The following is a 14,445-nucleotide window of genomic DNA, read 5'->3' as shown; positions in this document are numbered from 1 at the left end:
AGTACGATTGATTTGACTGATGAAGTCCCGATTTCCCAGGCCTTCAAGGTGATTCTGAAACGTGCTATCTTTGCAAAACTTGTAACTTTATAAAATTATTATGGCAAAAATGTGGATGATACGCGGCGAGGCTGGTCGGCTGTATGACGAGTTCCGCGATAGAGGCGTAGCCGCGATTAGTTGGTCGAAATTGGCACCGGATGCTAAGCCAGGAATGAGCAAGAAACAGCTGACTCAGCTCTATCTTGAACGTGAGCCTCATGTGAAGCTTGGTACGGCGATCTCTGGTGCGGCGCAAGTATGGCGGTTCATTAATGAGATTGAGGTGGGCGACTGGATAGTCACCTACTCGCCCGCTAACAGAACTTATCTTGTAGGGAAAGTTACAGGGCCGTATCAGCATAAATCAGAGTGGGTTACAGATGACATGCCGATGATTCGGCCGGTTCAATGGCAGCAAAACGAAGTGCAACGCGACACGTTAAGTCAGAGCAGCAAGAACACTTTAGGCGCCACATTAACGGTATTTCTGGTTCCTGATTTAACGATGGAGGAGCTATTGTTGGGTGCAGAAGGACGCACTCCTTCTATACCCACCAATGCCGATGAAGTTGAACCGGAACTTAACCCATTGGCTGGACTTGAATCGCTCGCGATTGAGCGAATAAAAGACTTGGTAAGTGAACTGGATTGGAGCGAGATGCAAGATCTCGTTGCCGGCCTGCTTCGTGCGATGGGTTACAAGACGCAAGTCTCTCCTGCCGGTCCGGATAGAGGCAAAGATATTATTGCATCGCCAGATGGCTTCGGTTTTGAGAATCCCCGCATTATTGTTGAAGTAAAACATCGCAACGGGCAGATGGGGACGCAACAGATTCGAAGCTTTTTAGGTGGACGGCACAAAGATGATCGTGGACTTTATGTAAGCACCGGTGGATTTTCCAAGGAAGCCTATTATGAAGCTGAGCGCGCTAGCGTACCGCTGACCTTATGGACGCTCGATAATCTCGTCCGCGCGCTGATTGAACATTACGAGCAGACAGACTCCGAAACCAAGCGCTTAGTGCCGCTTAAAAAAACCTATGTGCCGGCTTGAGTTTTTTCGAATGCTAGAACTCTGGCTAAAGGCGTGATCAAAGGATGGAAACTAATAAATTTACAACGGACCTCAAGAGTGTTGAAGAACAAGCAAAAGCGCTCGTATTGATGAAAATTCTGGTTCTCGGCAGTCGCGAAATTGAGCAGGGTAAATTTCGCGATGTAGATGAGGTATTTGCTGGACTGGAGAAGACTGGTCGCTGAGGGGGACGGACCTACTACCCGTTTTTTTAAGAGGGCTATCGCTGCCCTCTATCCTCGCAGTCACTGCAGTCGAATGGCTGTGTCGAATACCCACGTACGGCGAATTTCGATCACGTCATACTGGCGTGCCAGGCCGGGAGGAAATTTGCCATAGGGCGCCTGGCTGGCCACCACTTCCAGTATCGCCTTGTCGATAGCGGGCACACCGCTGGAGACCACGAAAGTCACCTTCTCCACCGAGCCGTCAGCGCGGATTGCGATTGTTACCATCGGTGGCGTGTGCGGCTGTTTTACCACGTCGCGGACCATGTCCAGTGTCATGTTCTTTTCGATTTTTCGGCTGACGTTTTCTGCGTACAGAACAAAATCGGCATTCGGGTCTGCGCGTCCGTAGAGCCATCCTCGACGCAGGCCGCTTATGCCGGGCAGTAGCGAGCGTGAGGGGTTGGCCGCCGCATCGCGCTGGGCTGCTTCTTCTTTCATTTGTTTGCCGATCGCGCGCAGCCGTTCTTCGTGCTTTGCTTCCTGCTCGGCGCGCTCGCGCTGCTCCTGATCTTTTTTAGCTTGCTCTTGCCGGCCTGCCTCTTGTTTGGCCGCTTCCTGACGTGCTGTCTCTGCTTTTGCGGCATCTTGCCGTGCGGTGTCCTGCTGTTGCTGTGCCTGCCGCGCCGCTTCAAGCTGCGTTTGCCTTGCTTGCTCCTGTTTTGCCGCTTCCTTGCGCTCGGCATCCCGTTTCGCCGCCTCGGCGGATTCTTGTGCCTGCCGGGCGGCGTCTTGTCTAGCCTTTTCTTCCTGTCTTGCTTGCTCCTGCCGTTGCGCTTCTTGCCTCTGTGCTTCGCGGCGTTGGTTCTCTTGCCTGCTTAGCTCCTGGTGTTCTGCTTCTTTTTTTGCAGCTTCGTTTTTGGCCGTTTGCTCGGCACGGGCGGCTTCTTGTCTCAGTTGCTCTTGCCGTGCCGCTTCAAGCTGTGCTTGCCTTGCCTGTTCCTGCTTCGCCTGCTCCTGTTTGATGGCTTCCTTGCGTTCTGTTTCTCTTCTTGCCGCCTCGGCGCGCTCCTGTTGTTGCCGGGCGGCGTCCTGCCTTGCCTTTTCTTCCTGTTTTGCCAGCTCTTGCCGCTGTGCCTCACGGCGCAGGTTTTCTTGTCTGTTGAGTTCCTGGCGTTCGGCTTCCTTGCGTGCCGCTTCATTTTTAGCCGCTTGCTCGACGCGGGCGCTTTCTTGCCGTAATTGTTCTTGCCGTGCTATCTCAAGCTGCGCTTGCCTTCCCTGCTCCTGTTTTGCGGCCTCTTTACGCTCAGCCTCGCGCCGCAAAGCTTCCCGTCGTACAGATTCGGCTTTGGCTGTCTGCTCAGCACGAGCGGTTTCCTGTCTCAGCTGCTCCTGCTTTGCCTGCTCTTGTTTTGTGGCTTCCCTGCGCTCCGCATCACGCTGCAAAGCATCAGATTGCTGCTGCTCCTGCTGCTGCCGGGCGGCTTCCTGCGCTGATTTTTCTGCCTGTTTTATCTGCTCTTGCCTTAGCGTCTCGCGTCGCAGGTTTTCTTGCCTGTTTTGCTCCTGACGCTCTGCTTCTTGTCGTGCTGCTTCATCGTTCTTGGCCGCTAGCTCAGCGCGTGCCACTTCCTGCCGCTGCTGCTGCTGCACGTGCCAGTCTGACTCGCGCTGCGCGACTGCCAGCAGTTCCGTTTGCCGCAGTTTTTCTGATGCCTGCTTGTCATCTTCGGGTTGGGCCTGCGACTTTTCTTCCTGTTTATCCTGCTCGGCGTTCTTCTGTAGGACCGTGCTTGAGTTCTCGGGGACAGGCGCTTCGCTTTTCTGGCTGGCAGTGTTCTGCGCGATGGAGTCTACGGTGGTGTCTTTCCGCGGCACTTCAGATGAGCCTGAAATGTCCGTATCAACCTGCTTCACGGGTGTTTTGACTGGCTTGAGGGTGTGTGCTGGAGTGAGAGCCTTTGCCGGGATAGGCGTCGGCTGCGGCAAAGGGGGCGGAGTTGCATCGGAGTCCGCTTCGTTGTGCTCAACGAGAAAAGGAAGAACAGCGATTGATGTCACGACGGGCGCCATTGCCGGTTTGTCTGCTGTAGCTAAGGCCGTGTCCGTCATTTCTGGCCACGGTGCTTCTGCCGGTAAGGACGCCGGTGCATTCGCTGCAGGCTGCGGCAGTTCAAGGATGACTTGCAGATCGCTGGCCCCCAGGCGTCTTTCTTCCCACGGAAAGTGGAGCTCGGGAAGCCCGAAGGTCTGGCCGCCGAGGGCGATGCTCAGCAGCAGCACGTGGAACACCAGCGAGAGCACCATCGCGGTGCTCAAGCGTTTGTAATCGTGTTGAAGAAAGCCCGCAATGTTCAAATGGAAGGCCCTTTGTGCAGGCTTAAAAACGCCTGCGAAAGCACGTCGGCATGCGTGGCCTTCATCCCATAGTCGGGATACCTCCCGGACGATCGATCATGAACTTCGGGGTCTTTGGAATGGCTCGTCATGTCGCAGAGTCTTATGCTTCGTCCTGTGGTTCCGATCTTATTAATCCTCTCTAAGGAGTGTAACATGAAAGCATTGAACGTTTTGATTTTGGCCTCCGCCACCATGATGGGTGCAAATGCAATGGCTGCAGAAAAGCCGGCAATTGCCCTGGTACACGGCGCCTTTGAAGATGCACATATCTGGGACGGCGTCAGCGCCAAGTTGCAAGCGGACGGTTACCGCGTCATTAATGTGAATCTGCCGGGTCGCCCAAGCGCGCCGATGGCCCCTAACCTGGTCAGCAATGACGTCTATCGCGATGTCGTACTCAAGGCAATTGGCAGCGAATCGAAACCAGTCGTACTGGTTGGACACAGCTTTGGCGGCATCGCAGTGACGAACGTGGCCGAAGCCGCACCGGAAAAAATCAAGACGGCTGTTTATCTCGCCGCCTACCTGCCACAGGACGGTGAATCGATGCTGTCTCTGGCCAAGCAGGATCGCGACAGCAAGGCGGGTCCGGCACTCAAGATTGATGAAGCCAAGGGAATGATTTCGGTCAACTACGCCGCCCGTGCCGACCTGTTCGCCAATGGTGCGCCGGAAGGTCTGCGCAAGGTATTGCCTGATCTGATCATCGACGAACCCCTGGGCCCGATTGTGACGCCTGTCAAGCTCACTGCGGCGCGCTTTGGCCAGGTAGACAAGGTCTACATTCATACCGCGCAGGATCAGGTCGTCAGCCCTTACCTGCAACAAAAAATGGTCGCTGCCACGCCAGTCCGCCTCGAGTTCACGCTCAATACTGGCCACACCCCGTTCCTGACCGATGTTCCCGGTTTGGTATCGGCCATCGAGAAATCTGCAAATTAAAAATTCACCCCTTACTTATCCGTCATATTTATTCGTACTACCGGCGTGCACAAGCCGCCGGCTTCACTACACACTTTATAAAGGAATGATCATGAGCCGCTTATTCAACCAACCTGTCGCCGAATCCACCGGACACGCAGCGCAGCTTTACACCGCCATCAAGGCAACCGTCGGTCTTGTACCCAACGCCTACGTCAACATCGGCAGCAATAGCCCCGTCGCATTGGAAACACTGCTCAACATTGACGGCGCGCTGAAAAAGGGGACCCTGGGAGCCAAAGAAGGCGAAGTCGTGAAACTCGTTGTCAGCCAGGCTGCGGAATGCGACTACTGCCTGGCCGCCCATACGTTGATCGGCAAAAAAAACGGACTGAGCAAGGAAGACGTGCTGGCGATCCGCCGCGGCACACCATCGAGCGACGCCCGCATGGATACGCTGGCCAGCTTCACCCGGGAACTGATTTCGACAAAAGGAACTGTGCAGGCTTCCGCGGTTGCAAACATCAAGGCGGCCGGTTTCACCGACACGCAGATCGTTGAGATAGCCCTGGCGATCACCAGCATCACATTCACCAATCTGTTCAACCGGATTAATGATACCGTGGTTGATTTCCCACCTGCTGACTAATGAATGTTTGATGCTGCGCGGAGATGGAAAGGACGATTCAAGCCTAACGCGATATGTTGATTTTTCGCTAGTCTTGAATCAAATGAGCCGGCAATTCCAATTCACTGAAATTGACATATGCTGCGCTATTTGTTTATGACGAAAAGGGGCCAAATGGCCCCTTTTCCTTGTCATTCATTGTGATGGTGTGTTTGTATGGGACTGACGGGTTTTTTGCTTATCGTGAGTCCCGACAAAATTACACATCAATATTCCCCGCCCTCAACGCATTGCTCTCAATGAAAGCACGGCGCGGCTCCACATCATCACCCATCAGCGTGGTAAAGATCTGGTCGGCGGCAATCGCGTCTTCTATCTGTACCTTCAGCAGGCGGCGCACGGTTGGGTCCATCGTGGTTTCCCACAGCTGGCTTGGGTTCATCTCGCCCAGACCTTTGTAGCGTTGCTTGGAGACGCCGCGTTCTGCTTCGTCGCGCAGCCACAGCATGGCCTGGTGGAAGTCTGCTACAGCGGATTCCTTGGCTTTTTCGCCTTCGCCGCGACGGATGAAGGCGCCTTCGGTGATCAGGCCGGTGAAGGTCTGCGCGGCGGTTTCCAGCACTTGGTAATCGGCGCTGTCGACGAAGTCGGCATCGATGCTGCTGACCTTGATGTTGCCATGGTACATGCGCTCTATGCGCAGCGTGAATTTCTCTGACAGGTCATCGGTAGTGACTGTGGCTTTGACGGCCGGGTCATTGATGGCGGCAGTCAGCTTCTGCGCGGAAACTTCGGCGTTTTCTGCCGTGTCCAGCTTCAGCGTGACGCCGGTCATGATGGCGGTCAGCGCGGCGCGGTCTATCATGCGGGTCAGTCGCAGCATGATGGCGTTGGCCAGGTTGTACTGGACGACGAACTTGCCGAGCGAATCGCCGGTGATGGGGTCTTTGCCCGTGCCGGGAATCAGCGCAGCGCCGGTCAGCGCCACGGTCATCATGTAGCTGGCTTCTTCTACATCGTCTTTCAGGTAGCGCTCATCGCGGCCGGCCTTTACCTTGTACAGCGGCGGCTGGGCGATGTAGATGTGGCCGCGTTCCACCAGTTGCGGCATCTGGCGGTAGAACAGTGTCAACAGCAGCGTACGAATGTGGGCGCCGTCGACGTCGGCATCGGTCATGATGATGATGCGGTGGTAGCGCAGCTTGTCGATATTGAACTCATCCGGGCCTATGCTGGTGCCCAGTGTGGCGATCAGCGTGGTGATCTGTTCGGAAGACAGCATTTTTTCAAAACGTGCTTTTTCCACGTTCAGCACTTTACCGCGCAGTGGCAGAATCGCCTGGAATTTGCGGTCGCGGCCTTGTTTGGCCGAGCCGCCCGCGGAGTCACCTTCGACGATGTACAGTTCGCACAGCGCCGGATCTTTTTCCTGGCAGTCGGCCAGTTTGGCAGACAGGCCCAGGCCGTCCATCACGCCTTTACGGCGCGTCAGTTCTCGCGCTTTGCGGGCCGCTTCACGGGCGCGCGAGGCTTCCACAATCTTGCCGCAGATGATCTTGGCATCGTTCGGTTTTTCCATCAGGTAGTCGGTCAGCGTCTTGGCGACGATCTCTTCCACCGGGCCGCGCACTTCGCTGGAAACCAGCTTGTCCTTGGTCTGCGAGCTGAACTTCGGCTCCGGCACTTTGACTGACAGTACGCAGGTCAGGCCTTCGCGCATGTCGTCGCCGGTGACTTCTACCTTGGCCTTCTTGGCGTAGTCGTGTTCTTCAATGTATTTGTTGATGACGCGGGTCATCGCGGCGCGCAGGCCGGTCAGGTGGGTGCCGCCGTCGCGCTGCGGGATGTTATTGGTGAAGCACAATACCTGTTCATTGTAGGCATCGTTCCACTGCATCGACACGTCCACGGTGATGTTGGTGCCCTGGTCGGACATGCGTTCGCCGGTGGCCTGGAAAATGGTCGGGTGCAGCACGCTCTTGCTTTTGTTGATGTACTCGACAAAGCCGCGGGTGCCGCCTTCAAACGCAAACAATTCTTCCTTGCCGGTGCGTTGGTCGGTCAGCTTGATGCGCACGCCGTTATTCAGGAAAGACAGTTCGCGGATACGCTTGGCCAGTATTTCGTAATGGAACTCTACATGCGTGAAGATTTCTTCGTCGGCCCAGAAATGCACTTCGGTGCCGCGCTTGTCGGTATCACCGATGACCTTGATCGGCGAGGTGATAATGCCGTCCACGGTTTCCAGTTCGCGGTTTTGCGGCACGCCGCGCACGAAATCCATCGTGTGCACTTTGCCGTCGCGGCGGATGGTCAGCTTCAGCAGCTTGGACAGGCCGTTCACGCAGGACACGCCCACGCCGTGCAGGCCGCCGGAGACTTTGTACGAGTTCTGGTCGAACTTGCCGCCGGCGTGCAGCTCGGTCATGACGATTTCTGCGGCGCTGCGTTTAGGATCGTGCTTGTCGTCCCACTTGATGCCGGTCGGGATGCCGCGGCCGTTATCGGTGATGGAGATGGAGTTGTCGCTATGGATGGTGACGTGGATCTCGGTGCAATGCCCCGCCAGCGATTCATCGATGGAGTTGTCCAGCACTTCGAATACGAGATGGTGCAAGCCGGTGCCGTCCGAGGTGTCGCCAATATACATGCCGGGGCGTTTACGCACGGCTTCCAGGCCTTCCAGAATCTGGATGGAGGATGCGCCGTACTGATTTGGCTGTGATGGAGTGTTGTCTTGGGAATTCTCGGACATGGCTACCTTCTAAAGAGTTACATCTGTTCTGTTGAACCGGGGAGCGAAGCTCCCCTTTGTTGCGATTTACTTTACTGCTGCCTGGCTTGTATCTTTTTCGCCCGGATGAAGCGGGGCGAAATCCGGTTTTGCGTATTTCCCGGCGCTTGCTGGCGCCGTTCCCGGATTGCGCGGTGCTCCATCCAGGCTACAAGGGCCTGGGCCGGGCGCTTATATGCGCATCGGCATGACGACGTATTTGAAGTCGGTCTTCTCAGGGATCGTGATCAGCGCGGAAGAATTGGAGTCGCCCAGCGCGACGTTGATCTGGTCGCATTTGAGGTTGTTCAATACATCCAGCAGGTAGGTCACGTTGAAGCCGATATCGACGCTGTCTCCGCCGTAGTCGATTTCAATTTCTTCTACCGCTTCTTCCTGGTCGGCATTGGTGGAGCTGATCTTCATGCTGCCGGGGCCGATCACGCAACGCACGCCCTTGAACTTGTCGCTGGTCATGATGGCGGCGCGCTGCAGGGAGCGCAGCAGCTGTTCGCGGCCGATGGTGAAGTTGTTTTTGTAGCCCTTGGGGATCACGCGGTTGAAATCCGGGAACTTGCCTTCCACCAGCTTGGAGATCAGTTCGATATCCGCAAAGGTCAGCTTGACCTGGTTGTTGGCGATGTCCAGCTGCACCAGGTCTTCCTTGTCTTCCAGCAGGCGTTGCAGTTCCAGGATGGTTTTGCGCGGGATAATGACTTCCTGGCGCGGGAATTCCTGTTCTACCTCTACCTGGCAAAACGCCAGGCGGTGGCCGTCGGTCGCCACGGCGATGACGTTCTTGCCGTCCACGACCAGCAGCAGGCCGTTCAGGTAATAACGGATATCCTGTTGCGCCATCGAGAAGTGCACCATGTTGAACAGGTGCTTCAGCGTTTTTTGCGGCAGGCTGACACTGGCATTGAAATGCTCGGCCTGGGCCACGGTAGGGAATTCTTCCGCCGCCAGGGTTTGCAGTGCAAAGCGCGATTTGCCGGATTGCACCGTCATGCGCTTGTTGGACAGGGTCAGCGACACGTCCTGGTCGTCCGGCAGTGCGCGCAGGATGTCCAGCAGCTTGCGGGCCGCGACTGTCGTGGCGGTGACTTCGCCGCCCGAACCGATCTCTGCATGCGTGGTGATCTGTACTTCGATGTCGGTGGACAGGAACGAGATTTTTTCACCATCTTTGCGGATGAGGATATTGGCCAGAATCGGCAAAGTGTGCCGACGCTCGACAATACCGCTCACAATTTGCAGAGGCCGGAGCAGGGTATCCCGGTGGGTTTTAACCAATTGCATGTGTATATCCCTCGCGTAATGTTTAATTGATGGATTCTATGTTTTTGTAAAACTAAAATCTGGTAACGCCAACTCTTTAAAACTTGTTCAACTGCCTGTGCAATGCTGTTTGTAGCCTGGATGGAGCGCAGCGCAATCCGGGGAAACTTCGCGGACATTGACATGCACGCCAGTTTTCCCGGTGAGCTGGGCCGGGTTTGCTCCCCGGATTACGCGATGCTTCATCCAGGCTACCTGTACTGATTTTTTGTTTCTACTGCGAAATCCAGGTGCTGCCAATCGATTGCTGCCCGAGCGCTTAGCCTTTTAACGTCTGCTCCAGCACGTGCAGCTCATGGTTGCATTCCGGGTTCTTGCTGCGGTCTGCCGCTATCTTGCGCACCGCATGCAACACGGTAGTATGGTCGCGGCCGCCGAAGAGTTCGCCGATTTCGGGCAGGCTCTTCTGTGTCAGCTCCTTGGCCAGGTACATCGCAATCTGGCGCGGGCGGGCGATATTGGCCGGACGTTTCTTCGAATACATGTCGGCGACCTTGATGTTGAAAAAGTCAGCCACGGTCTTCTGGATATTTTCCACGGAGATCTGGCGGTTCTGTACCGAGAGCAGGTCTTTCAGCGCTTCCTTGGTAACGTCGATCGTGATCTCTTTGCCGTGGAAACGGGAATAGGCCAGGATCTTGCGCAAGGCGCCTTCCAGCTCGCGCACGTTGGAGCGCAGGTGCTTGGCGACAAAGAAGGCCACGTCGTCGGAGAAATGCACGCCTTCCGAAGTCGCTTTTTTCAGCAGAATGGCGACCCGCATTTCCAGTTCCGGCGGCTCGATTGCGACCGTCAGGCCGGAATCGAAACGCGAGATCAGGCGGTCATCCATGCCGCTGATTTCTTTCGGATAGGTATCGCTGGTGATGATGATCTGTTTCTTGGCCGCGATCAGCGCCTCGAACGCATAGAAAAACTCTTCCTGCGTACGGCTCTTGCCGCCGAAGAACTGGATATCATCGATCAGCAGCAAATCCAGCGAATGGTAGTAGCGCTTGAATTCGTCGAAACCCTTGCGCTGGTAAGCGGTCACTACGTCGCGCACATACTGTTCGGCGTGGATGTAACGTATCTTGGCGCCAGGATTGTCGACCAGAATCTGGTTGCCTATCGCGTGAATCAAATGCGTCTTGCCCAGGCCTACGCCGCCATACAGGAACAGCGGGTTGTACGAGCCGCCGGGGTTGTTGGCCACCTGAATGGCCGCTGCGCGCGCCAGCTGGTTGGCCTTACCGGTGACGAGGCTGTCAAAGGTCAGCGCAGAATTGATGCGGCTTTGCTCGCGGCGCGGCGATACCTCTGGTTGCGCGGCGGACAGTTCCAGCAACTCGCCGGTGGCGTCGTTGTCGGTGCCGTCGCGCTGCTCCCTGGCTTCGCGGTTGGCAGACTGCATGGAGTTGGCGGCAGCCGAAGGCGCCGGTTTTTTATTGGTGCGCGGGTCGAGGATGAATTGCACGTCCACGGCCTCATCCCAGAACTGTACGGCGAGCTCGGTGATGCGGCTGGCGAACTGGGTCTTGACCCAGTCCAGCTTGAAACGGTTAGGCGCGCCAATGCGCAGCTTGCCGTCTTCAAAATCGATCGGCGCCAGCGGTTTGATCCACGCACTATACTGTTGCGGCGTTAGCTCCTGCTCCAATTGGGAGGAGCAGGCCTGCCAGAAATTTTCCATGAACACTCTATCTATGAATACTTGCTCGCGGCCGGCAGTGTCGTCCATCCGTTGCGTGGCGCTACATGCGCCTTTCGCCAGGATATACAGCACCGTTGCGGGCTTTTTGTTGTTTACAACCGACACTGGCAAATCCAGTTGCGCCGTTGCAAAATAGGCAAAATAACCCAGCCACATTAATCCTCTATTCTACCCTTGCTCGGACGAGTTATCCACAGGCGAGTGAGGAAATTTCTTTGCTGCGGAGCAGTGCTGGCTTTGCCGGGCGGATACCCCGGTAAACCTGGTTTGAGTGCACCGGACGGGTGCGGAGCGCCATTATAATTTACGCTAAGTGATTGACAGGTAAGCAGAAAATAGTGATAATCCAAGGTTCCCTACCCTCTTTTATTGAGTGGTGCGCCGATTCGCTGCTTATTTATGTTTTGCTGATGTTTTTTTGTTCACGCAAAATAATGAAAAATAATAAATAAACCAGCAGGTTTTGACCGGCGCAGCACACCATGAGCAGCGGTTTTGGGGCAGTAGTGGTTAGCTAGTGGAAACAGTTTTACTCGACCGCTACCCGTAATTCCGATTTTTTATTTGCTCAAATAGCGAGACCAACATGAAACGTACTTACCAACCTTCCGTCGTTCGCCGCAAGCGCACCCACGGTTTCCGCGCACGCATGGCAACCCGCGGTGGCCGCGCTGTATTGAACGCACGTCGCGCCAAAGGCCGTAAACGCCTGGCAGCCTGATACACGCAGGCCATGGTCAGCGGCATTTGCAGCAGCCCAGGCTAATTGCATGATCGACACTATGAGTGGCGATTTTGCTCGCGTACGGCGCATCGTTAAAACGGATGAATTTTCATCCGTTTTTCGTTTGCGCCCCGTGCAAAAGACCCCCCATTTTGTGCTGTATGCGCGGCCCAATACGCTGACGCATGCGCGCCTCGGCGTGGTGGCGGCAAAGCGGTTCGCGCCGCGCGCCGTTACGCGCAACACCATCAAACGTGTGACGCGTGAAATTTTCAGACGTTCTGCCCTCATCAACGTGGATTGCATTGTGCGCTTGTCAAAGCCGGTCAATAGCAAGGCAGGTCCCGCCACTACCGCGCAGCTGAAGCGCGAGTTGCGGGGCGAAATCGTGCGCCTGTTTGCTTCGCAAGCGGGCGGCATTGCCGCGCCTGCCGCTGTTATGGCCTCCACTATCGCGTCCGCCGGCGGCCAGCCATGAAATCGCCGCTGCAGTCTGTGCTGATGGGTTTGCTGCGCGGATACCAGCTGGCGATCAGCCCCATGCTGGGCCAGAATTGCCGTTTCTACCCGACCTGCTCCAACTATGCGATAGAAGCGATCAGGGAGCACGGGGCCTGCAAGGGCGGCTTGCTGGCAGGCAAACGTTTGTGTAAATGCCATCCCTGGCACCCCGGCGGCATCGATATGGTGCCGCCCAAGGCTGAAAAACAGCAAGTAGTCCCCATATCCGACGATGCTTCTATACAATCCGGCGGTGCGTCTGCAGAAACTGGCAGGCAGCGCCCCGGCTTTGCAGAGGCTACCGGTCACTCTTCACCATTCTCCTGACTATACAAATGGATATCAAACGTACCGTCCTGTGGGTTGTTCTTACGGTGTCAATGTTGCTCCTCTGGGACAACTGGCAGCGTTTTAACGGCAAGCCATCGATGTTCACCCCGACGCACGCGACCCAGGCCAAGGACGCGGCGGCTGCGGCTCCAGCCAGCGGCGCGGCGGCTTCCAGCGGCACTACTGTGGCTGCCGCACCCGGCACTGCCGCCGGCGATACGCCTGCCGTCAAGAGCGAGCGCATCACCATTACGACCGATGTGCTGAAGGCCGATATCGATACTATCGGTGGCGAACTGAAGCGCCTGGAACTGTTACAGCATAAAGATGCGCACGACAAGGCCCATAACATCGTGCTGTTCGACGACAGCGCCAAGCGTGTGTATCTGGCACAGACCGGTTTGCTGGGCGGCGCCTTCCCCAACCACAAGTCAGGCTTTATCGCCAAGCCGGGCCCGCGCACGCTGGACGGCAGCAATGAAGTGCAGCTGGTGCTGGAATCGGAACAAAACGGCGTCAAGCTGACCAAGACCTACACCTTCAAGAAGGGTGACTACGTCATCGACGTGAAGCACACCGTCACCAACAACAGCGGCGCACCGATCACGCCTTCCCTGTACCTGCAACTGCTGCACGACGGCACCAAGCCTGAAGGCGGCTCGATGTTCAGCGGCCCAAGCGAATTCTATGCGCCTGCCGTCTATACCGATGCCGACAAATTCCAGAAGCTGGATTTTGAGAAGATCCACAAGGCAGAAATCGAAAAAATCGGCAAGAGCAATGACAACCACGCAACCAAGGCCGATAACGGCTGGGTCGCGGTGATCCAGCATTTCTTCGTCTCCGCGTTCATCCCGCCGCAAAAAGTGCAGCGTGAAATCTATACCCGCACGATTAGCGACAATCTGTATGCAGTTGGCAGTATCTTGCCTTTGGGTACGATTGCACCGGGCGCAACGGTAACGATGGATGCGACGCTGTATTCCGGCCCGCAAAACACGTCTTCGCTGGAAAAAATCGCTCCCGGCCTGGAACTGGTCAAGGATTACGGTTTCCTGGCGATCATCGCCAAACCTTTGTTCTGGCTGATGGAGCATATCCATGCATTGCTGGGCAACTGGGGCTGGACGATCGTGCTGTTCACCATCGTCATCAAGCTGGCGCTGTTCCCGCTGTCCGCCGCAGGCTACCGCAGCATGGCAAAAATGAAAGTGGTCACGCCGAAGATGACGGCGATCCGCGAGCGCTTCAAGGGCGATCCGCAGAAGATGAACCAGGCAATGATGGAGCTGTACAAGACCGAGAAGATCAACCCGCTGGGCGGTTGCTTCCCTATCCTGATCCAGATGCCGGTGTTCCTGGCGCTGTACTGGGTGCTGCAGGCGTCGGTCGAAATGCGCGGCGCGCCGTGGATGGGCTGGATTCATGACCTGACTGCGCCGGATCCGCTGTACATCCTGCCGGTGGTTTACGCGATTTCGATGTTCATCCAGACCAAGCTGAACCCGGCCCCGGCCGATCCGGTACAGGCGAAGATGATGATGTTCATGCCGCTGGCATTCTCGGTAATGTTCTTCTTCTTCCCGTCCGGCCTGGTGCTGTATTGGGTAGTGAACAACGTGTTGTCGATTGCACAGCAGTGGATCATCAACAACAAATTGATCCCGCAGGCGCCCAAGGCTGCCTAGCCTCCGGCACCGCCGAACAAAAAAGCCCGTGCTCGTGAACTGAACCCCAAAAGTTGGACACCGACTTTTGGGTTTTTTTCATGACGAAACACAATGAGCAGTTCAAACTGGCAGTAGTTCAACCGTACCTAAACGGCTTGGCTGGCTATAACACCATAGCCA

Annotated in this window: 12 protein-coding genes; 8 read left to right on the top strand and 4 right to left on the bottom strand. The window is 56.1% G+C overall.

What is annotated here, in order from left to right:
* Nucleotides 1-100 precede the first annotated feature (100 nt).
* Together ACO0LO_RS07055 and ACO0LO_RS07050 are read left to right on the top strand one after the other, a co-directional pair.
* The gene (locus ACO0LO_RS07055; RefSeq protein WP_422963503.1) at nucleotides 101-1,096 is read left to right on the top strand and encodes a restriction endonuclease; all 996 of its coding nucleotides are present in this window, start codon (nucleotides 101-103) and stop codon (nucleotides 1,094-1,096) included.
* 44 nt (nucleotides 1,097-1,140) lie between these two features.
* Nucleotides 1,141-1,302, top strand: a complete 162-nt coding sequence (locus ACO0LO_RS07050) for a hypothetical protein (protein ID WP_422963502.1) — start codon at nucleotides 1,141-1,143, stop codon at nucleotides 1,300-1,302.
* 60 nt (nucleotides 1,303-1,362) lie between these two features.
* On the opposite strand, the gene ACO0LO_RS07045 is transcribed toward ACO0LO_RS07050, so the two are convergent.
* Nucleotides 1,363-3,645, bottom strand: coding sequence for a TonB C-terminal domain-containing protein (locus tag ACO0LO_RS07045; RefSeq protein ID WP_422963501.1), 2,283 nt, complete (start codon nucleotides 3,643-3,645; stop codon nucleotides 1,363-1,365).
* A gap of 195 nt (nucleotides 3,646-3,840) precedes the next feature.
* On the opposite strand from ACO0LO_RS07045, the gene ACO0LO_RS07040 reads away from it, so the two are divergent.
* Nucleotides 3,841-4,629, top strand: coding sequence for an alpha/beta fold hydrolase (locus ACO0LO_RS07040; protein ID WP_422963500.1), 789 nt, complete (start codon nucleotides 3,841-3,843; stop codon nucleotides 4,627-4,629).
* Nucleotides 4,630-4,720: 91 nt separating this feature from the next.
* Nucleotides 4,721-5,257 (top strand): carboxymuconolactone decarboxylase family protein, encoded by a 537-nt coding sequence (locus ACO0LO_RS07035; protein ID WP_422963499.1) that lies wholly within the window; start codon nucleotides 4,721-4,723, stop codon nucleotides 5,255-5,257.
* A gap of 238 nt (nucleotides 5,258-5,495) precedes the next feature.
* On the opposite strand, the gene gyrB is transcribed toward ACO0LO_RS07035, so the two are convergent.
* The 3 genes from gyrB to dnaA form a co-directional block, all read right to left on the bottom strand.
* Nucleotides 5,496-7,991: a DNA topoisomerase (ATP-hydrolyzing) subunit B gene (gene gyrB / locus ACO0LO_RS07030; RefSeq protein WP_422963498.1), complete on the bottom strand. Its 2,496-nt coding sequence runs from the start codon at nucleotides 7,989-7,991 to the stop codon at nucleotides 5,496-5,498.
* Between the two features lie 210 nt (nucleotides 7,992-8,201).
* Nucleotides 8,202-9,308: a DNA polymerase III subunit beta gene (gene dnaN, locus ACO0LO_RS07025; protein WP_422963497.1), complete on the bottom strand. Its 1,107-nt coding sequence runs from the start codon at nucleotides 9,306-9,308 to the stop codon at nucleotides 8,202-8,204.
* A gap of 298 nt (nucleotides 9,309-9,606) precedes the next feature.
* Nucleotides 9,607-11,019, bottom strand: coding sequence for a chromosomal replication initiator protein DnaA (dnaA, locus tag ACO0LO_RS07020; protein WP_422964104.1), 1,413 nt, complete (start codon nucleotides 11,017-11,019; stop codon nucleotides 9,607-9,609).
* A gap of 607 nt (nucleotides 11,020-11,626) precedes the next feature.
* On the opposite strand from dnaA, the gene rpmH reads away from it, so the two are divergent.
* Genes rpmH through yidC form a run of 4 tightly spaced genes read left to right on the top strand, consistent with a single transcriptional unit; the run spans nucleotide 11,627 to nucleotide 14,283 of the window.
* On the top strand, nucleotides 11,627-11,761 hold the full coding sequence (rpmH, locus tag ACO0LO_RS07015; RefSeq protein ID WP_061535510.1) for a 50S ribosomal protein L34: 135 nt from the start codon (nucleotides 11,627-11,629) through the stop codon (nucleotides 11,759-11,761).
* Between the two features lie 49 nt (nucleotides 11,762-11,810).
* Nucleotides 11,811-12,242 carry a ribonuclease P protein component gene (gene rnpA, locus ACO0LO_RS07010; protein WP_422963496.1) on the top strand — a complete coding sequence of 144 codons (432 nt, stop codon included), beginning with the start codon at nucleotides 11,811-11,813 and terminating at the stop codon, nucleotides 12,240-12,242.
* Complete coding sequence (gene yidD / locus ACO0LO_RS07005; protein ID WP_422963495.1) at nucleotides 12,239-12,592, top strand: membrane protein insertion efficiency factor YidD; 354 nt, start codon at nucleotides 12,239-12,241, stop codon at nucleotides 12,590-12,592. Before rnpA ends, yidD begins: the two co-directional genes overlap by 4 nt.
* Nucleotides 12,593-12,600: 8 nt before the next feature.
* On the top strand, nucleotides 12,601-14,283 hold the full coding sequence (gene yidC / locus ACO0LO_RS07000) for a membrane protein insertase YidC (protein WP_422963494.1): 1,683 nt from the start codon (nucleotides 12,601-12,603) through the stop codon (nucleotides 14,281-14,283).
* Nucleotides 14,284-14,445 lie beyond the last annotated feature (162 nt).

Origin of the sequence: Undibacterium sp. TJN25, assembly GCF_049339885.1 — a bacterium.
Taxonomy (GTDB): domain Bacteria; phylum Pseudomonadota; class Gammaproteobacteria; order Burkholderiales; family Burkholderiaceae_D; genus Undibacterium.
This window is presented reverse-complemented; position numbering and strand designations above follow the sequence as displayed.

What these genes read in the sequence shown, in the direction of transcription:
- yidD (WP_422963495.1), top strand. Translation starts at nt 12,239, where the DNA reads ATGAAATCGCCGCTGCAGTCTGTGCTGATGGGTTTGCTGCGCGGATAC.
- ACO0LO_RS07035 (WP_422963499.1), top strand. Translation starts at nt 4,721, where the DNA reads ATGAGCCGCTTATTCAACCAACCTGTCGCCGAATCCACCGGACACGCA.
- rnpA (WP_422963496.1), top strand. Translation starts at nt 11,811, where the DNA reads ATGATCGACACTATGAGTGGCGATTTTGCTCGCGTACGGCGCATCGTT.
- ACO0LO_RS07050 (WP_422963502.1), top strand. Translation starts at nt 1,141, where the DNA reads ATGGAAACTAATAAATTTACAACGGACCTCAAGAGTGTTGAAGAACAA.
- ACO0LO_RS07055 (WP_422963503.1), top strand. Translation starts at nt 101, where the DNA reads ATGGCAAAAATGTGGATGATACGCGGCGAGGCTGGTCGGCTGTATGAC.
- dnaN (WP_422963497.1), bottom strand. Translation starts at nt 9,308, where the DNA reads ATGCAATTGGTTAAAACCCACCGGGATACCCTGCTCCGGCCTCTGCAA.
- rpmH (WP_061535510.1), top strand. Translation starts at nt 11,627, where the DNA reads ATGAAACGTACTTACCAACCTTCCGTCGTTCGCCGCAAGCGCACCCAC.
- yidC (WP_422963494.1), top strand. Translation starts at nt 12,601, where the DNA reads ATGGATATCAAACGTACCGTCCTGTGGGTTGTTCTTACGGTGTCAATG.
- gyrB (WP_422963498.1), bottom strand. Translation starts at nt 7,991, where the DNA reads ATGTCCGAGAATTCCCAAGACAACACTCCATCACAGCCAAATCAGTAC.
- dnaA (WP_422964104.1), bottom strand. Translation starts at nt 11,019, where the DNA reads ATGGAAAATTTCTGGCAGGCCTGCTCCTCCCAATTGGAGCAGGAGCTA.
- ACO0LO_RS07040 (WP_422963500.1), top strand. Translation starts at nt 3,841, where the DNA reads ATGAAAGCATTGAACGTTTTGATTTTGGCCTCCGCCACCATGATGGGT.